19 protein-coding genes and 2 pseudogenes are annotated in these 17,952 nt (G+C 69.2%); 10 read left to right on the top strand and 11 right to left on the bottom strand.

Translation table 11 applies throughout. The features are described from left to right. Positions 1-40 precede the first annotated feature (40 nt). Entirely contained in the window at positions 41-949 is a 909-nt protein-coding gene (locus P3T37_RS10950; protein WP_280723316.1) for a tyrosine-protein phosphatase, read from the top strand. A gap of 160 nt (positions 950-1,109) precedes the next feature. Continuing rightward, positions 1,110-1,895, top strand: a complete 786-nt coding sequence (locus P3T37_RS10945; RefSeq protein WP_280723315.1) for a putative protein N(5)-glutamine methyltransferase — start codon at positions 1,110-1,112, stop codon at positions 1,893-1,895. Here P3T37_RS10945 and P3T37_RS10940 read toward each other — a convergent pair. The 11 genes and pseudogenes from P3T37_RS10940 to P3T37_RS10890 all read right to left on the bottom strand — a co-directional run. Then, positions 1,846-2,298, bottom strand: coding sequence for a hypothetical protein (locus tag P3T37_RS10940; RefSeq protein WP_280723314.1), 453 nt, complete (start codon positions 2,296-2,298; stop codon positions 1,846-1,848). The two genes, P3T37_RS10945 and P3T37_RS10940, sit on opposite strands and share 50 nt — an antisense overlap. Positions 2,299-2,467: 169 nt before the next feature. Beyond that, complete coding sequence (locus P3T37_RS10935) at positions 2,468-3,886, bottom strand: hypothetical protein (protein ID WP_280723313.1); 1,419 nt, start codon at positions 3,884-3,886, stop codon at positions 2,468-2,470. Positions 3,887-3,927: 41 nt separating this feature from the next. Beyond that, complete coding sequence (locus tag P3T37_RS10930; RefSeq protein ID WP_280723312.1) at positions 3,928-4,248, bottom strand: SAV_915 family protein; 321 nt, start codon at positions 4,246-4,248, stop codon at positions 3,928-3,930. Between the two features lie 109 nt (positions 4,249-4,357). Beyond that, positions 4,358-5,287, bottom strand: coding sequence for an RNA polymerase sigma factor SigF (locus tag P3T37_RS10925; protein WP_280723311.1), 930 nt, complete (start codon positions 5,285-5,287; stop codon positions 4,358-4,360). 181 nt (positions 5,288-5,468) lie between these two features. Beyond that, on the bottom strand, positions 5,469-6,392 hold the full coding sequence (locus P3T37_RS10920) for an RNA polymerase sigma factor SigF (RefSeq protein WP_280723310.1): 924 nt from the start codon (positions 6,390-6,392) through the stop codon (positions 5,469-5,471). Positions 6,393-6,645: 253 nt separating this feature from the next. Beyond that, positions 6,646-6,939, bottom strand: coding sequence for a Dabb family protein (locus P3T37_RS10915; RefSeq protein WP_280723309.1), 294 nt, complete (start codon positions 6,937-6,939; stop codon positions 6,646-6,648). 118 nt (positions 6,940-7,057) lie between these two features. Next, positions 7,058-7,198, bottom strand: coding sequence for a hypothetical protein (locus tag P3T37_RS10910; RefSeq protein WP_280723457.1), 141 nt, complete (start codon positions 7,196-7,198; stop codon positions 7,058-7,060). Between the two features lie 358 nt (positions 7,199-7,556). Further along, entirely contained in the window at positions 7,557-8,426 is an 870-nt protein-coding gene (locus P3T37_RS10905; RefSeq protein ID WP_280723308.1) for a hypothetical protein, read from the bottom strand. A gap of 133 nt (positions 8,427-8,559) precedes the next feature. Beyond that, positions 8,560-9,444, bottom strand: coding sequence for an aminoglycoside phosphotransferase family protein (locus tag P3T37_RS10900; RefSeq protein WP_280723307.1), 885 nt, complete (start codon positions 9,442-9,444; stop codon positions 8,560-8,562). After that, a complete protein-coding gene (locus tag P3T37_RS10895) occupies positions 9,441-10,451 on the bottom strand; it encodes a hypothetical protein (RefSeq protein WP_280723448.1) in 1,011 nt (336 codons plus the stop codon). The genes P3T37_RS10900 and P3T37_RS10895 overlap by 4 nt, the downstream gene beginning before the upstream one ends. 171 nt (positions 10,452-10,622) lie before the next feature. Beyond that, positions 10,623-10,832: pseudogene (locus P3T37_RS10890) on the bottom strand (helix-turn-helix transcriptional regulator); the annotation flags it as partial. Between the two features lie 142 nt (positions 10,833-10,974). Between P3T37_RS10890 and P3T37_RS10885 the strand changes: the two are divergent. From P3T37_RS10885 to P3T37_RS10850, 8 genes and pseudogenes are all read left to right on the top strand, one after another. Next, complete coding sequence (locus P3T37_RS10885) at positions 10,975-11,550, top strand: ATP-binding protein (protein WP_348533229.1); 576 nt, start codon at positions 10,975-10,977, stop codon at positions 11,548-11,550. A gap of 113 nt (positions 11,551-11,663) precedes the next feature. Continuing rightward, positions 11,664-12,158, top strand: a pseudogene (locus tag P3T37_RS10880) (methionine adenosyltransferase); the annotation flags it as partial. A 65-nt stretch (positions 12,159-12,223) separates the two neighbouring features. Then, entirely contained in the window at positions 12,224-12,913 is a 690-nt protein-coding gene (locus P3T37_RS10875; protein ID WP_280723306.1) for a methionine adenosyltransferase, read from the top strand. Beyond that, positions 12,913-13,863 carry an aminoglycoside phosphotransferase family protein gene (locus P3T37_RS10870; protein WP_280723305.1) on the top strand — a complete coding sequence of 317 codons (951 nt, stop codon included), beginning with the start codon at positions 12,913-12,915 and terminating at the stop codon, positions 13,861-13,863. The genes P3T37_RS10875 and P3T37_RS10870 overlap by 1 nt, the downstream gene beginning before the upstream one ends. After that, complete coding sequence (locus tag P3T37_RS10865; protein WP_280723304.1) at positions 13,860-14,570, top strand: histidine phosphatase family protein; 711 nt, start codon at positions 13,860-13,862, stop codon at positions 14,568-14,570. Before P3T37_RS10870 ends, P3T37_RS10865 begins: the two co-directional genes overlap by 4 nt. After that, on the top strand, positions 14,563-15,855 hold the full coding sequence (serS, locus tag P3T37_RS10860; RefSeq protein ID WP_280723303.1) for a serine--tRNA ligase: 1,293 nt from the start codon (positions 14,563-14,565) through the stop codon (positions 15,853-15,855). The genes P3T37_RS10865 and serS overlap by 8 nt, the downstream gene beginning before the upstream one ends. Beyond that, positions 15,856-16,878: a glycosyltransferase gene (locus P3T37_RS10855; protein ID WP_280723302.1), complete on the top strand. Its 1,023-nt coding sequence runs from the start codon at positions 15,856-15,858 to the stop codon at positions 16,876-16,878. Positions 16,879-16,901: 23 nt separating this feature from the next. After that, complete coding sequence (locus P3T37_RS10850; RefSeq protein ID WP_280723301.1) at positions 16,902-17,870, top strand: hypothetical protein; 969 nt, start codon at positions 16,902-16,904, stop codon at positions 17,868-17,870. The last annotated feature ends 82 nt before the right edge of the window (positions 17,871-17,952 follow it).

Here is a 17,952-nt window from a genome sequence, read left to right as displayed (position 1 = left end):
CTGTGCCGCCTCGTTGTTCGATAATCCAGGAGGAACCACTGTGACTGAGCAGCCCACCCCGGCCGCCGACGAACTTTCCGCCCGGAGCCTCGGTTTGCGGGGTGCCGTGAACGCCCGTGATCTGGGCGGCTACCGCACGGCAGACGGCCGGGTGCTGCGCTCGGGCGTCGCACTGCGCAGTGACGGCCTGAACCGTCTGGGTGAAGAGGACGTGGAGCTGCTCGCCGACTTGGGCCTGCGTCAGATCGTGGACCTGCGCAGCCTGGACGAGGTCCGCGAGGCGGGCCCCGACCGGGTCCCCGGACTGCCGGTCGCCGACATCGCGGCCGCCGAACTGTCCTCCGTGCCGGTCACCGTGGAGCGCACCGCCCCCGACGGCATCACCCTGCACCATCTGCCGGTGTTCGCTGCCGACTTCGACATCTACGTCGCGCTGCGTGACGCCCTGGCCGACCGCGACCCGGTCAAGCAGCAGGATCTGCTCGGCGACGGCAAGGCGGCCGGGATGATGACCGGCCTCTACCGCTGGTTCGTCACCGACCCGGTCGCACGCGAGCGGTTCGCCACCGTGCTGCGCCTGATGGCCGCGCCGGACGGCACCCCGCTGCTCTTCCACTGCACCGCCGGCAAGGACCGCACCGGCTGGACGGCGGCCCTGCTGCTCACCGTCCTCGGCGTCGAGCAGGAGACCGTCTACGAGGACTACCTGCTGACCAACGCCCGTTCGGCGGCGCTGATCGAGCAGATCGTGGAGAGCTTCTACACCCGCGGCCTGATGCAGGACCCCTCGCTGCTGCTCCCGCTCTTCCGCGCCGACCGCCGCTACCTGGAGGCCGCCTTCGACGAGGTCGCCGCCGGCTGGCCGTCCTTCGACGCGTTCTGGCGCACCGGCCTGGGCCTTGACGACACCGTGCTGGCCGGACTGCGCAAGAACCTGCTGGACGACTGACGCGAACCGCTACAGTGAATCCGTCACGAGTCGTGCATCCGAGGAGGTGAGTCCGATTACCGCTGCAACAGGTCGGGCGCTCCCCTTTGACGACCACGCGGTCCACCAGGCATAGGTGCGAGGCCGCGGGAGCGCCCACAGGCGTCCCGAAAGGTTTCCCATGTCGGTTTCCCCCGCACTTCTCCCGCTTTCCGTCCTTGTCACCAGGCTCCGGGCCGCAGGCTGCGTCTTCGCCGAGGACGAGGCCCGACTGCTGCTCTCCACCGCCCGCGACCCCGCCGAGCTCACCGCCATGGTGGACCGGCGGGTCGACGGCGTTCCGCTCGAACAGGTCCTCGGCTGGGCCGAGTTCTGCGGCCTGCGGATCATCGTCGAACCGGGTGTCTTCGTGCCCCGGCGGCGCACCGAGTTCCTGGTCGGCCAGGCGGCCGCACTCGCCGGACCGGGCGCCGTCGTCGTCGACCTGTGCTGTGGCTCGGGCGCGGTCGCCGCCGCGCTGCTCGCGGTCCTGGACCGGCCCGAGCTGCACGCCGCCGACATCGACCCCGCCGCGGTGCGCTGCGCCCGCCGCAACATCGCGGCCGGCGACCGGGTCCACGAAGGCGACCTCTACGCACCGCTGCCCGCCGCGCTGCGCGGCCGGATCGACGTCCTGGTCGCCAACGCGCCCTACGTGCCCACCGACGAGATCGGCCTGCTCCCGCCCGAGGCCCGCCTGCACGAGCCACTGGTCGCCCTCGACGGCGGCGCCGACGGCCTCGACGTCCAGCGCCGGGTGACCGCAGAGGCCGCCCGATGGCTGGCCCCGGGCGGCCACCTGCTGATCGAGACCAGCGAGCGGCAGGCCCCCCACACCGCCGAGGCCTTCGCCCGCCACGGCCTGCTCCCACGCGTGGTCAGCTCGGACGAGCTGTACGCGACCGTCGTGATCGGCACCCGACCGTAGGCACAGGACCGGGGTGGTGGGGGTGCGCCCGGAGCTGGGCATCGAGGTCGGCGCGGGCGATCCGCTCGTCCGGAGTGGTCAGGCTCAGGGACTGGACGGCGCGGCTGAGGGCGAATCCTGGCGCCAGGAACGCGACGGAGAGTGCGTAGGTGAAGAACGGGACGGCAAGTACCGCACTGACGAACCGGCCGGGATTCGTTCGGAGCACCTTCCAGAGCAGCAGCCGTCCGGGCAGGGCCACCCGGTACCCCTCCGCGGTCGTGACCACCCCGAAGATCAGGACCCCCCACCACATCGCCCCGAAATGCGTGGTGTTGGGGTCATCCCAGAGGATCAACTTGTAGAGGAGCACGTAGATGACCGTCAGAGTCACGAACATCGCGAAGGCGACGAGGCGGTTCATCCAGTAGACGATTCCGCGTCGGTACCAGCTCGTCCCCACCCCGGGAATCGAGAGAGCCGTGACCCCGTCGGGCAGGTCGGAAAGCTGGACTCGACGCCAGTTCGGGGACACCACGCCGTCAGACGGAGGCAGCAGAGTCAGCCTCGGCCTCGGGGTGTGGGGCGTGCGGCTACCCGAAGATCCCATGCCACGCCTTCTTCCCCAGGTTCTCGACGGTGGACCCGGTCTTGCTCGCCAGGTCGGCCATGTCGGATCCGGTCTTGCTGACGCTGTGACCGATCCCGTCCCCGAGACCGCCCCAGAAGCCGTCCTTGTGCATGTCCTCGTCCCAGTGTTCGTGGAAGAGGTTGGACGTCAGGTCGCCGACGCCGACACAGACCACTCCACCAATCACCGCGCCGGAAGCGACGCCGATGACGCCGGCCCCGGCGAACCCGAGACCCGTCCCAATGGCGTCGGCCGCGCCGGCGGCGAGTGTGCCCGCTACAGCGCCAACGGCGAGACTGCCCACGTTGGCGAGAGCGTCCTCCGGTACGGCCTCGTACCAGGGCTGCCCCTTCTGGATGTCGTCGCGGGCCATGAAATAGGTACCGTCGACCGCAGCGATGGCGTCCAGGAACGGGACATCACCGATGAACTTCTCGGTCTTCTGGAACGCGCCCAGCTCGGCCGAGGTGCGGGCCTCGACGCCTATCAACGAGAGGGCCGTGGTCAGTCGGGTGTCCAGCTTGCTGGACAGGACGGTCTTGCTCTCCAACGCCTCGGCCGCGGTCAACTTGGTCTCGACATCCGCGAGCTTGAGCCGCGTGTCGTGCAGGTTGTCCTTGACGTCCTTGGGCATCGGGATGTTGGGGTTGGGTCGGGCGTTCTTCGCCGCTGTCCAGGCGGCCTGGGCCGCAGCCGCGTCGCCGCGCAGCTTCTCGGCCTGCTCGCCCACGGTCTTGCTGTACGCGGACGGTACGGCCCAGAGCCCGCGCAGGTAGTCGCCCACCGTGCCCTTGTCGCCGGTCGCCAGCGCGCTGTCGGTGCCGGTCTTGGGCGGAGCGACCTGGTCGTAGATCCCCTTCAGCGTGGTCGCCGCATCCACCCGCGCCTGCTCCGCGACCTGCAGACTCTGCGTCCACAGCGTCGCGTAGTCGCTTGCGGCCTGCGCCGCCGCCGGGTTGGCGGGCGGCGGGCTGCTGGGTGGTCCGACCGAAGGTGCGGCAGCGGGCGGCTGGCCGTCCGCGCCGATCGCGACTCCCTGCGTCCGGGCGTGGTCGGCGCCGTCCTCCAGGGCCGACTCGATGGCGGCGAGCTGCACCGCCAGGGTGTCGAGCGCGTCGCCGGTCGCCGAGATCACCGACTGCAGCGCTTGTGCGGCCAGTGCGTCGGTGCCCCAGGCCTGCTGGAAGGCGCCGGCTGCGTCGCCCGACCAGCCGGCGTCGTGGGCGACCTTGCTGACGCTGTTGTTCAGGAACGTCACCGCCTCGTCGATCTTCGGCAGGTAGCCGTAGAGCGTGCCCGCGAGTGCGGAGAGGCCGTGGATGTCGCCGCCCACCCAGGTGTGGGCGAACCCGTCGAGCTGCGTCGGTTTCTTGCTGGCCACTTCTGTCGCCTACTTCAGCTTCGTGATGGCGTAGCTGCCGCTCATGCGGTCTCCCCCACGTACCGGTCGAGGTCTTCGGGCGTCCAGCGCCAGGCCGATCCGGCTAGGGCGGGATCCAGCTCGACACGGGTTACTCCGACAGCGCCCATCAGCGCCCGGACCGCGCGCAGCGGAGACTGCGCCCAGGGCTGCGCCGGTCCGAGTTCCTCTACCAGGCGATCCAGCGAGGTGAACACCGGCAGAACCCGCGTGCCGTCGGGGTGGTCCCGCACCTCGTAGAGGAGCTCGCGCCGTCCATCGTGCAGGATCGGCCGCGCCGGTGCGTACACCAGCTCCGGCAACTGTGCCGCTCCCGTGCCCATGCCAGTCCCCCATGACTCGGATGTCGATGGCCCTGATCGGATCGATCGACCATACGACGAGTACATGGGGTGTGACGGTTCGGGGTCGAGATCGGGCGCTTGGGGGGACTCAGCCCTCGCTGATCAGGCCTTCACGCAGCTGGGTGAGGGTCTTGGTCAGCAGCCGTGAGACGTGCATCTGCGAGATGCCGATCTCCTCGCCGATCTGGGACTGCGTCAGGTTCCCGAAGAAGCGCAGCATGATGATCCGGCGCTCGCGCGGCGGGAGCTTGGCCAGCAGCGGCTTGAGCGACTCGCGGTACTCGACGCCCTCGAGCGCGAGGTCCTCGTAGCCCAGGCGCTCGGCGAGCGGGCCGTCGCCGTCCTCCTCGCCGGGGCTGGAGTCGAGCGAGCTGGCGGTGTAGGCGTTGCCCACGGCCAGGCCCTCGACCACGTCCTCCTCGCTGACGCCCAGGCAGACGGCCAACTCGGCGACGGTGGGCGAGCGGTCCAGCCGCTGGGACAGCTCGTCCCCGGCCTTGGTGAGCGCCAGGCGCAGTTCCTGCAGGCGGCGCGGGACCCGGACCGACCAGCTGGTGTCCCGGAAGAAGCGCTTGATCTCGCCGACCACGGTGGGCATCGCGAAGGTCGGGAACTCGACCCCGCGCTCGGGGTCGAACCGGTCGATCGCCTTGATCAGGCCGATCGTGCCGACCTGGACGATGTCCTCCATCGGCTCGTTGCGGCTGCGGAACCGCGCGGAGGCGTACCGGACCAGCGGCAGGTTGAGCTCGATCAGGGTGTCGCGGACGTAGGTGTGCTCGTCGCTGCCGGCGGTGAGGGTGGCGAGCCGGCGGAAGAGCGAGCGGGAGAGGGTGCGGGTGTCCAGGTTGGGGCCGAGGGCCGGCTGCTGGCGCGGCGCGGGGAGTGCGACGGCGGCGACGGGCGCGACGGGCGTGGCGGGCACGGTGTCCCCGACGGCCGAGGCGTGCTCCTGCGGAGCGTGCTCGGCGACCGCCGTGCTGCCGTGGATCTCTGCGCTGCCCAGCTCTGCGGACATGCACCCACCCCCTCGTGACTGTTCCAACAGGATCCGCCGCTCGGCGGTTCCCCGGTGTGCGCCCAAACCAACGACGCCCCCCACCGCTTGAATACCGGATCACAGTCCCCGGCAAACCCGAACGTCGCAAGATGTCACGCGACGGTAGCGCGCAGCAATGTCCGCTCCGTGATCACGGCGGTCACTCCTCCCAGTCGTTCCCGGTCCGCAGCCGGGTCAGGATCCGGGCCAGCAGCCGCGAGACGTGCATCTGGGACATCCCCAGTTCGGTGCTGATCTGGGACTGCGTCAGGTTGGCGAAGAACCGCAGCATGACGATCCGCCGCTCGCGCTCGGGCAGTTGCACCAGCAGGTGCCGCACCATGTCGCGGTGCTCGACGTCGGTGAGCGCCGAGTCCTCGTAGCCCAGCCGGTCGAGCAGCGCCAGGCCGCCCTCGTGCTCCTGCGCGGCCTCCAGCGAGGCGGCGCTGTAGGCGCGGCCGGCGTCCAGGCAGGCCCGTACGTCCTCCTCCGGGATCCGCAGGTTGGCGGCGATCTCCGGCACCTTGGGGGTGCGGCCGTGCGTCACGGTCAGCTCCTCCATGGCACCGCTGACCTGCACCCAGAGCTCCTGGAGCCGGCGCGGCACGTGCATGGTCCGGACGTTGTCGCGGAAGTAGCGCTTGATCTCGCCGAGGATGGTGGGCAGCGCGTACGTGGGGAACTGCACGCCGCGGTGCGGGTCGAACCGGTCGATGGCGTTGATCAGGCCGATCGTGCCGACCTGGACGACGTCCTCCATCGGCTCGTTGCGGCTGCGGAAGCGGGTGGCCGCGTAGCGCACCAGCGGGATGTTGACCTCGATGAGTGCCGCGCGGACCTGCTCGCGCTCGGGTGCGTCGGGGGGCAGCTCGGCGAGGCGTTCGAACAGCACCCGGGTCAGCGTGCGGACGTCGATCGGGCGGCCCGGCAGGCCGCTCGCGCTCTCGGCCTCCTCCTCCTGCTCGATCACGGCGCCCGCGCCGCTCACCTCGGCCGCAGTGTTGCCGCCGACCGGATCGACCGTGCCGCCACTGTCACTCGCCCTGCTCATGCCGGTGTCCGGCGTACCGTCCTGGATCCGCACGGACGTGTCATCCTCCTCGGTCCACCACCCTGTTGTGCCCGGCGAAATCGGTCATAGCATCACAAGCCGGGCGTAGTTCCTTCAAGCACCGCACCGAGGCGTGTTGGGAGCGGGGTGGCGCACGGGCGGCCACTCGGACCAGCCCGGCCGGGAACGCCGCGGCCCCCCGTCCCGGCTGCGACTGCGAGGCAGTCGACGGCGGGGCGGGGGGCCGTTGGGTCGTGCGGGTGCGATCTACAGGCCGCAGCCGGGATCAGACCTCGAAGTCGGCCACCACGAGGGTGGCGATCTCCTGCCACTGCTTGGCGACCACCAGGTGGGCCGGATGGGTGGCGTACGCCTTCAGGGCGGCTGCGTCCGCGACCAGGCTGTTGAGCGCGAAGTCGTAGGCGATGTCGCGCGGGCTGATGTTCCAGCCGATCTGCCACTCCAGCAGCTCGGGGATCTGCTGGTCGAGGCCCTCGAAGCCCTTGGCGGCGGCGAGCGCGCGCGGGTCGTCCTTGCCGATGCCTTCGTTGAGCTTGAACAGGACCAGGTGCCGGATCACAATGGCGCTCCTAGCGGTGATGAGGGTGGGTGACGTTGCTGACGGACCCCGCCACGGTAGCTGGCACCCACCGAGCCGGGCCGAGCCGTCCACCACCTGATCGGCTGCCCTGATCCGACTACTTGACCAGCCCGGTCATGAAGGCCCCCACCGACTTGGCCGCGTCCGAGATGCCCACGAAACCCGACTGGACCAACTCCGCCGCGCGTGCGGGGGAGTGGATGATCGTGTAGCCCACGAAAATCAGCAGAAGGTACATGCCGACCTTCCTCGCCTGTGCCATCGAACCGCCCTGCTTCCTCCGGCGTACGCCCTTTCGGCCCTGTCTCAGCCGCAGCTTATCCACCGGACGGCCCAACGCAGGTCAGCAACGCGTTCACCTGTTGGGACGAAGGTCCCGGGGCCTGGTGCCCTTTACCCGGATGCCGCCTCCCGGTCCGAGGAGCAGGATGGATCCCGTACCGAGGATCTGGCAGGAATCACCGGTACACCGATCCGGAGCCTCCCCGCTGTGGGACCGGTGCCGCGGCTTCCCCCCGACGCGGCCCCGGTTGTGGGACGCCTCCGCGGGGGAGCGGCCTCTGTCCCCCCGAGGCCGCTCCCCCCTCCTCATCTCCTTACGGACCGACCCGCATCGCCGAGGCCATGCCCAGCGCGCTCCGGGCGGCTTCCATCGCCGCTCGGGCGCGACCGGCGCCCCCGAGGGTCGCCGCCGCCCCGCCACCGACCGCGATCACCCGTACGTCGAGCCCGGCGCACGGTCGGCAGATGCCCGGCTGCGGCACCGGATCGTGGCACTTGGCGCACTCGTCGTACGAGGAGCTGAAGGCTGGGCGCTCGGGCGGCATCTTGCGCTTCAGGCGGGTACGAAGCAGGCCGACCGGGGAGTGCACGGCCGAGGGCAGGCCAGGCAACAGGGCCTGGGTCAGCTCGCCGGGCGTGCCGCCACGCTCCAGCCACTGCGCGACCAGCGGCGCCAGCGCCATCGCCTCGGCCTCACCCAGCCGAAGGCGCGGCTCAGCCTTGATCACCCGGAACAGCGTCACCGCCGCCGCCCGGACCTGCTCGTCGTCAGCCTTGGCTCGGTCAGGGAGGGCGGGTTCTTGGACCCGGTCCTTTACAAGAGGGATGTCAGCGCCGCCGGTTGTCGATTTACCGGAGACCGGACGGGGGACACCCGGCGGCAGGTCCGGTCGCTGCGGCGTGTCGAAGACGTGGGCCTCGCTGCGGATCGTCCCGTCCGGCAGCCGCAGTTTCACAACCCGGTAGTAGCCAGCCGCCGTCAGCTCCTTCAAGGCCTTGCGAATCGCCCCGCGCCCCTGCGGGCTGGAGTCCGCCATGGCCCGACCGTCCTCGCGCCAGTAGTCGGGGCGCGAGAGGAGGTCGGCCAGCAGGCCGCGGGCGGTGTAACTCAGCCGCCGGTCCTGCAGCAGACCGTTGGGCAGCACGGTGAAATTGCGCACGTGGGCGCTACGATGTACGCGCATCGGGAGTTGTCGCTCCTGTTGCCAGACCCCGGAGTGTTGATGCACTGCCGGGGTCACCTATGTTCGGTTGGACTTAACTGTAACTCCGTCAGTTCATTGTTGCGGCATCCACTTTCGGTGCGCTGAGAAGCGCTTAACCTACGGCCGTCCAGTTCCATGGTCGTGAACCGTGTCGCCCCTGGATGCAGGCGAGGCGATAGTGGGCTTCCTCGCGATGACGACGCGGATCCGTGGCGGCGTGCTGGAGGGCGAAGCAGGTAACGCGGAGTTCGCGGATGTCGCGGAGGATCTCGTAGCCGGCCCAGGTGGTCACGTCGGCGCCGTACGCGTCGCAGAAGGCCGCGTACTGCTGGTCGGAAACGGTGCCGAAGGTGGTGTGGCCGACGGCGGTGGCGGTGAGGTCCCACTCGGGTGGGCCCTGGGAGGTGCGTTCGAAGTCGAGAAGGTAGACGGTCGTGGGGGTGAAGGCGGTGTTCCCACCCCAGGCGTCGCCGTGAATGACGCTCGCCGGGCGGCCGGCGGGGAGGCTTGCCCAGGCCACCTGGAGGTCCGCGAGGCGGTTGCGGAGCCACTGCCGCTGCTCGTTGTCGAGCGTGGCAGCACCGTCGATCCGAGCTGAGAGGCGGACGAACGGGTCGAGTCGGCCCAACGGGAAGTCCGGGATCGGCAGTTCGTGGAGGCGGCGAAGGAGCGGTGCGATATCGGCGGCGGTGCCGGGCCGGTGTTCCGGTAGCTCGTGCCAGAAGGTCACCGGGCTGCCGTCGACATCCAGGGGCTCCCGCAGGTGGTCGAGCGGCCGCACAGCCGGGATCTCGCAGGCGCGCAGCCAGCGGGAGACGGCGAGTTCCCGCACAGCGGCGTCCCACTGCCCGGGGCGGCCGATCCGCGCGACGACCTGATGACGGAGTCGCCACAGGGCGTTCTCCCCGATCCGGATGGGCTCGGCCTCCTCTGCTGACAGGCCTGCGGCGGCGCAGGCCTTCAACAGCAGTGCGTGGGAGTCGTCGGTGTTGGTCACACCGCCACCGTAGAGGTGATCTGCTCGCGCAGGTCTCGGACGCCGGGCATCGTGCGGTGGCGGTGGGCGACGCGGCCCAGTTCTCCCAGCTCGTGGTTGGCCCGCAGGGAGCGGAGCCGGCTCACCTCGGCCAGCGCAGTGCGGCCGTCGGCCAGCGCTTGTTCTGGGTCGCCAGCTGCCATCCGCAGGGAGGCCAGCTTGGTCCGGGAGAACGTGCGGGACCTGGCGAATCCGTCGCCGTGACCGTCGACGGCGGTCTGCAGCCGCAGAAGGGCGTTCTGCGGCGGGTGGCCGGCAAGTGCCAGGTCGAACAGGGCGTGGCCGGTGTCGCCATGGTGCTGCGCACTGTCGTAATAGGCCATCCATGGGCCCTCGTTGGCGGTGACGACCGAGGCGAACGCATCGTCGGATGCTCCGATCGCGGTGAGGGTCTGCTGGGTGCGGCCCATCTTGGCCAGAGCTCGGGCGCGGGCGTTGTGGAGCATGGCCTGTTCAGCGGGGGAGAGGCGGTCCGCTCGGGCAAGACCAAGTTCGGCGAGGGTGAGCCCGTTGTCCGGGTCGCCCCGCCAGATGGCCTGCCGCGAGCGCAGGTTGTAGGAAATGGCGCGCAGCGGCCAGTTGTCCACCTCTTCGGCGCACGACGTGGCGAAGGCGAAGAGGCGGTGGGCGTCGTCATGGGCGAAGGCATCGAAGGCCGAGGCGCCGACGATGGTGGCCAGGCGGCTGACGGCACTGAATAGTTCGACTCTGAGCGGGGCAGGGCACTTGCTGTTCAGCAGGTTCGCGGCCCAACGGAGTTGGGCGAGTGCGGTGTCGCGGACCACTCCGGCGCCGCCGTAGAGATTGTCCCAACTGCGAAGTGTGGTTGCTGCTGTGCGGATCTGCTCGATGTCCGCAGGTCGCACGGCAGAGGGCGTGGCGGCAGCCTGGGCAGCGTTCATCAGCTGGAGCAGGGGGCCGGCGGCGAGAGCTGCGCTGGTCGCGGCGAGGAGGTTGCGTCGTTCCATGGGATTGGGCTCGTTCCACTCGGAGGCAGACCGTGGTTCTTCCAGCCTGCCTCCGCTCCCTGTCCGTCGGGGAGTGATTGTGCTCCTGTTGGGCGAGTTGTCCATTTCCCGGGAGCGGTTGTCCATTTCAGCCTGAGCCAGCGCCACGCTTCGTCCGAGGACTCCGCCGGTGTCGAGCACGACGTCCAGCGCCTTGGCATGTCGGAGACGGCAGGGGCGCTCGGCCTTCTCGAACTTGCTGATCAGGTCACCGCTGAGGTGGACCAGCGCGCCGAGCTTGTCCTGGCTCAGCTTCCGGAGCTCTCGCCAGTGCCGGATCTCGGCGCCGAGCCAGTGGGCTGCCGACCGGGTCGGGTCCAAGGGCTTTGGCGGTCGCGGCATTTGGTCCCCCGAGGCGTCTTTGTGGACAGCGACTGCTGTCCACTTGCCGGCACTGGTCAGACAGTTCGCGGCACGGCTGAATGTCTCTCAAGCGCTCACGCTCCATTACACACCGCGACTGGCGCGGTGTGGAGAGCGTTCGGTGTTATCCACGCGATCAGATCAGGACCGGCCAGGGCGCCTGGTGGCCAGTCGCAGACGAGGAGGTTGGTTCGTGCGAGACATCGGGTTCACCTCTGGGACCGGCGGCGTGACGACCAGTTGTGAGGGTCGCTCGGCGGGTTTGGTCGCCGTAGGCGGGAGGGTGGCAAGCGCCATAACGCTCAGGTGCGAGCTGAGGTCTGACACGAGGGCTGCCACGTGGGCTCGCTGGCGGGCCCACGAGCACTTCGGCGGGCATCTGCCGAAGGGCCTGTTGGGAGACCTCGAGCTCGTCCTGGGCGAGTTGGTGGCCAACGCGGTTGCGGCCTCGGGGCCGTCGGACCGGGTCGAGGTGAGCGTGGACCTGGCCGCGGACGGGCTACTTGTCGAAGTCGCCGATCAGTCGCCGGGAACTCCAGCGCCGCGGCCGGCCGACTCGTGCGACGAGGACGGTCGGGGCCTGCTGATCGTGGATGCCCTCACCGAGAGCTGGGGATGGCGTCCCAGCCCGGGCGGCAAGGTCGTCTGGGGCCTGCTGTTGCCCGCATCGCCTGGTATCCCGCTAGAGCCGCGCTGAACCGAATCGCTCATCCGCCTCCGGCTCCGATTCGCTTACTCGCGCCTTGAGTCGGGCCTGCTCTCGCACGCACTTAAGCCCATCATCACCTCGATTACGCAGAGGAGTACGTCATGGAACGCGTCAGCACGACCGTCCACAACGGCAGCATCACCATCGAGACCGGAACCCCGCTCCCCACCAACCTTGTTCTGCTGGAGCGCAAGGGGCTCGGCCACCCGGACACGCTCGCCGACCACCTCGCGGAGGAGCTCTCCCGCGAGTACAGTCGCTACACCCTGGAGCGGTTCGGCGCCGTGCTCCACCACAACTTCGACAAGCTCGCGCTGCTCGGTGGATCGTGCGAAGTCCGCTACGGTTCGGGGCGGATGACGGCTCCAGTGAAGGTCTTGCTGAATGGCCGGGCCGCGTACGCCTGCGGTGACAAGGACATTCCGGTGAAGGCACTCGCCGAGGACGTCGTGCGGACCTTCTTCCGCAGCCGGCTGCCCGAACTCACCGACCACCTCGATCTCGTCTTCAACATCACCAGCAACCCGAGCCCGGGTGCCGTCGTGACCGACGACTCGGGCACCGACCGGTCCCGCTGGTTCGCTCCGCGATCCGTCGACGACCTGCGTGAGCGCCGCGTCCGGCTCGCCAACGACACCTCTCTCGGCACGGGTTGGCGCCTGTGGCGCCATTCGAGGCCTTCGCCCACGCTCTGGTCGACCACTTCTCGGGTGACAGCGACTTCACGCGAGCGAACCCGTGGTGCGGCTCTGACGTCAAGCTCATGGGCCACTACGACGGGGAGCGGGCCGAGACTGTGCTGTGCGTCCCCCAGAAGTCCGCCCTCGTGGCCGATCGCGGCCACTACCTCGCCAACAAGGACGAGATCCTGGCCGAGTGCGGTCGCTTCGCCCAGCAGCACCTCCGGGATACCGAGGTCTCCTTCCGCCTCAACGCCCGCGACGTTCCCGAGAAGGACGAGCTGTACCTGACATACACCGGCAGCTCCATCGAGTCCGGTGACGAAGGCGTCGTCGGCCGCGGCAACCGCGTGAACGGCCTGATCACCCCGTTGCGTCCGATGAACATGGAGGGCGCCAGCGGGAAGAACCCGGTCTACCACGTCGGGAAGCTCTACAATCTGGCGGCGGTCCGGCTGGCCGAGCGGCTCCACGCGGAGACCGGCGGCTACGCGGAAGTCCACCTGGTCAGCGCCACCGGGCAGCGGCTCGATCAACCGTGGAAGGTGCTGGTCCGGCTGTCGGCCGAGGACGCCCCGCTCGACAAGGTTCAGGCTCAGGTGGCGCAGGCTCTCGCCGGTTTCCCTGAGCTCACCGACGAGCTGGTCCACCGTGGCGTCTGCCTCAGCTGATGGGCACTGTCTCCGATCTCACCTCGACTGGTGGGCGCCGGCGTCTGCTGACTCACTACGGTTCTGCCGTCGAAGGGTGGCTGGCGCAGGCCCCGGAGGCGTTCTCGACGGTTGCGCGCCGCTGGAACCTGACGCTGAGTCACTATCACGACGTCGGCCACGCCTCGCTGTTGATGGTCGCGCGCTACAACGGCAGCGGCCATAAGGTACTCCTCAAGGCGTGGCCCGACCGGGAGCGCTACCGCAACGAGCTGCTCGCCCTCCGGGCCTGGGCGGCCGGACCGGTGGCCCAGGTGGTCGGTTGTGCCGACGACCTCGCGATCATGGCGATGGAGGTGGTCGGGGCTGCTCCCGGTGGCGCGGCCCGCCCAGCCGGTGAGTACGAGCCGGTCGCCGCAGCGCTACAGCAGCTGCACGTTCTCGGCCGGCGCCAGTGCGTTCCGACGGCTGGGCTGCCCAGCCTTCAGGACTTCCTCGACATCGAGATGGCCCCTCGGATGCACCGACGCTTGCGGGAGGACGATCCCGGCATCCTCCGAGACTGGATCGGCGGGGTGGGGACCCTGGCCGGCTCGCTGTGGCATGACCCCAAGCAGGTGTCGGTCCTCCATGCGGACCTGTACCGGGAGAACGTGCTCTTTGACCGTGAGCACCGGCCGGTTCTGATCGATCCGTTGCCGCTGGTCGGCGACGTGATCTTCGACTGGGCCTTCTGGACCGTCTACTACGACCTGGGCACCGCCACCCTGGAGCGATTCGAGACTGCGGTCAGGACCGGTGGCCTCGATCCACAGCGCCTGTCGCGCTGGTGCCTGGTGCTGTGCGTGGACGGTTTCCTCTACTACCGCGAAGTCGGAGACGGGCGGGCGCCCGTCATGAAGCAGGTGATCGACGCTCTCGCCAGAGCAGCTGGACCGGGCCGACCCCAGGAGAGAAAGGGACGACTGTGACGACCTACCTGCTGCGCCACGCCAGCACCACCTACAGCACGAGATACCAGGTCAACGGCGATCCTGCGGTCGTGCTCCCGCTCGATGCGGCGGGACGTACCGCCTGCTCGGCGGCGCGCGACGCCCTGTGCACGCTCCGGCCTGCCGTGTGGGTCTGCTCAGGTTTCGCTCGGACGAGTGAGACCGCTCGGCTGCTGATGGCCGAACCTGGCGAGCAGATCGATGTCGAGTACCGACTCGACGAACTGCACTACGGAGAGTTCGAGGGCGGTCCGTTCCTGACCTACGCACGCTGGCTGGCCGCCCATGGTCCGTGGGCGCGACCTCCCGGTGCACGCGAGTCGCAGCGTGAGGGCATTCGCCGGATGCTGGCCGGCCTTCGGCGGATGGTGGAGTTGCCCTCACCCCGAGTCGTGATCGCCCACGGGCTGCTGGTGTCGGTACTGCGCTGGTGGCTGGAGCTGCCCGCCGGGGCGCCCACCGAGCCGATGCCGATTTTCTTCGACGAGGTGCGTTGCCTGGACCTGGTTCAGCTTGGAGACGAGGAACTGCTGTCCCTCGTCGGCGCGCTGCTCAATGAGCTTGCGGCAGAGGAGCGGTCGGGAGTTCCGAGCGGCGGATGGGAAACCGGGAGGGAGGTGGGCCTCCTGCTTGCTAACGTCGAAGCAGTATCTATCCAGCTGGAGGAGACGAACCCCCATGCATGATCCCCGCGTCCTTATCGAGATGGGCTCCGAGGCGGTTCGCCGCCTCGCCCGCCGCGGCTACACCCTGGATCTCTCTGCGTTGGAGTCTCTTCAGTCCCGTCGATCTCAGCTCGTCTTCAGCGTCGACGAGCTGCGGTCCGAGTCCAAGCGCGTCGCCCAGGAGGTCCAGCAGGCGGCCCGCCAGGGCGGCGACACGGAGAAGCTGAAGGAGCGGGCGCGCGAGCTCAAGGAGACGATCCGCTCGTCGGAGGCCGAGCAGGAGCAGGTCCAGGCCGAACTGCGGGACTTCCTCCTCACCATCCCGAACCTCCCGCTGGACAGCACTCCCGACGGTGACTCGGACGAGCACGCCGTCGAACTGCGCCGGGTCGGTGCTCCGCCATCCTTCTCCTTCGAGCCGAAGGACCACGTGGACCTCGGCGAGGCGCTCGGCATCCTCGACTTCGGACGTGCGAGCAAGCTCTCCGGCTCCCGGTTCAGCGTCTCGCGCGGCGCCGGCGCCGCCATCGAGCGCGCCCTCGCCACGCTCTTCCTGGACCTGCACACCAAGCGGCACGGCTACATCGAGCACTCGGTGCCGTTCCTGGTCACCCGCCAGACGATGACCGGTACCGGGCAGCTCCCGAAGTTCGAAGAGGATCTCTTCGCCACCACGATGGGCGACCGGGAGCTCTTTCTGATCCCGACCGCCGAGGTCCCGCTGACCAACCTCTACGCGGACGAGATCATTCCGCCCGCCGAACTCCCGCTCGCCCTCACCGCCCACACCCCGTGCTTCCGCTCGGAGGCCGGTTCGTACGGCCGGGACACCCGCGGCATCCTGCGCCAGCACCAATTCTCCAAGGTCGAGATGGTTCGCATCTGCGATCCCGAGGACTCGCAGGCCGAGCTGGAGAAGATGCTCGGTCACGCCGAGGCCTGCCTGAAGGAACTGGGCTTGGCCTACCGCGTCGTGCAGCTCGCGGCCGGTGACCTGGGCTTCTCCGCCCAGATCACGTACGACATCGAGGTCTGGCTGCCCAGCCAGCAGACCTACCGCGAGATCTCCTCTTGCTCGGACACCGGCGTCTTCCAGGCCCGGCGCGCGGGGATCCGCACCCGGGACGAGCACGGCAAGACCAAGCCCGTCGCCACGCTCAACGGCTCCGGACTGCCCATCGGCCGAACCCTGGCCGCTCTTCTCGAACAGTGCCAGCAGCAGGACGGATCGATCGTCCTGCCCGAGGCCCTAGCGCCCTACCTCGGATACCGCCGAATCGCGGCGGACGGAACAACGGAGGCATAAGTGTTAGTCGGAGTCTGCGACTTCCCCAGCAGCTACACCTTCCCGCCCGCCGGCTACGGCGGGATCGAACGCTGGCTCTGGGCGGTAGCGGAAGGCGCCCGAGCCGCAGGCGCCGACGTACACCTCCTCGGCCCCGGCTGGAGGACCGACCTCGGCGACAACTGGACCACCCGTCCGGTCCGCCTTGAGGACCTCCAGCCGGGCATCCGACAGACTCGCGAACTCCGTGCCACCGGGTACGACTTGCTTGTCGTCGGCCACGAGTACCCGTCGCATGCCGGCTGGCGCCGGGTCTGGGCCGATCTCGACTGTGATGTCGCGACCTTCCAGCACTCGCCGGTCTTCCGGCACACCATTGATGCCTTCGACGCGAAGCGCTCCCGGCTCTACTGCTACTCACCAGAGATGGCCGGGCTGTACGCATCCCACGCCCCGATGATCGAGCACGCCGTCCACCTCGGTATCGGCGAAGCGGAACCACCTGCTGTGCCCGGCCGAGACCTCGTCTGGCTCGGCCGGATCGATGAGGAGAAGGCCCCGCACCTCGCGGTGCGCGCGGCCCAGCTGCTCGGCCGGCGGATCCGCATCGTCGGACCGGTCTTCGATGGTGACTACATGCGGCGGCACCAGGCGCTCTTCGCGTCCGAACACGTCAGCTGGGCCGGGGAACTCGGCGGGGTGGCCAAGACCGCCGCGTTCTCCGAAGCCGCGGTCTACGTCTATACCTGCTCGCGCACGTATGTGGAGGCCGGCGCCGCGGTGTTCGGCGAATCCCTCCGCGCCGGCACCCCAGTCGCCGCGCTCTGCTGGCGAGACGGGACCTGCGCGGAGGCGGCACTGTGCGAGGCCACCGGAGCCGTCGCCCGGGTGGACCCTGAACTCGACGACGAGGCCGTGGCCGGGGCGCTGGCCACGGCGATCGAACTCTGTACGGACCTGGACGCGCCGACCGTGCAGGACATCGGCCTCCAGCGCTTCGACCCCGAGCGGCACTTCCGTGCTCTCGCGACCAGGCCGTGCTGACCACGGACATATCGTCGGGGCCAGTGGATCTCCTGAGCGACGGCCTCGGGCTCGGCTCGCAGTGGGAGTTCCAGCACGGCGACGACGGCCACTTCGAAATCCGCCACCGAGACCGCGGATCGCCGTTCCGGCCCACGACTCGGCCATTCTCCTGGGCCCACCTCCTGAACAAACTGGAGAACGGTTTCCGAGATGCCGGAGTAGACCGGGCCAGGCCACTGCCCATGCGCTGGGGCCGGGACACCGAGCTGACGATTTCCGCCGTACAGGCGCTCGATCCTCTCCTCAAGGACGGCAAGCCGTACGTGTTCCGTCGGGGATATCTTCCTCAGCCGGTCGTCAGACTGACCGGCGAGCGGGATCACACCGGATCCCTTCGAGACGGTTTCCTCACCTCGTTCGTCAACATCTCCCGCATCGAATCCGTCACTCGGCCAACGGAGTTCGCCGGAATTCTCGATCAGTGGCTCACGGTGCTCTCCGGGGTCGGACTCCACGCACGACACATCACCATCCACGGACGCAACGCCGTCTGGCAGCGACGCGAAGTCTGCGGTCTCACCGTGCACTTCCGTCACCTTGACCTGCCGATCGGGGACATCGTCCTGCTTTGGAACGCCGCAGATCCCACCTGCATGGGGGTGGACCTGGGCTCCGGACTCGAACGCCTCGCCTGGGCGCTCACCCGCCGGCCCTGGTGGGAGCTCATCTTCGGCACCTTCGCGGGCACCATCGCACCACCCGACGTACTCGACTCGGTTCGAACCGCCACCCTCCTCATCGGCAGCGGTGTAGCTCCTGCGGCGCGCGGCGCTGGAGGCGTGCTGCGCCGAATCCTCGCATCGGTGCCGCCAGAGGCCGCACCGATGGGAGTAAGTACCTTGGTGCGTCAGAGTCACGGCTACTGGAGTGGCACCTCGCCGATGGCCGTGCCCTGGCCCGAGGTCGCGCGTGCGATAGAGCGAGAGTTGCCCCGCCGAGGCACGGCCTGACAGCTTTGTGCCAGCGGACACGGTCCACTCCTAGGACAGCCCAGACGCCTCTGTCTGTGCCCCGCTTTCGTTTGTGGAACTC

It is taken from the genome of Kitasatospora sp. MAA4 (genome assembly GCF_029893355.1).
Classification (GTDB): domain Bacteria; phylum Actinomycetota; class Actinomycetes; order Streptomycetales; family Streptomycetaceae; genus Kitasatospora.
This window is presented reverse-complemented; position numbering and strand designations above follow the sequence as displayed.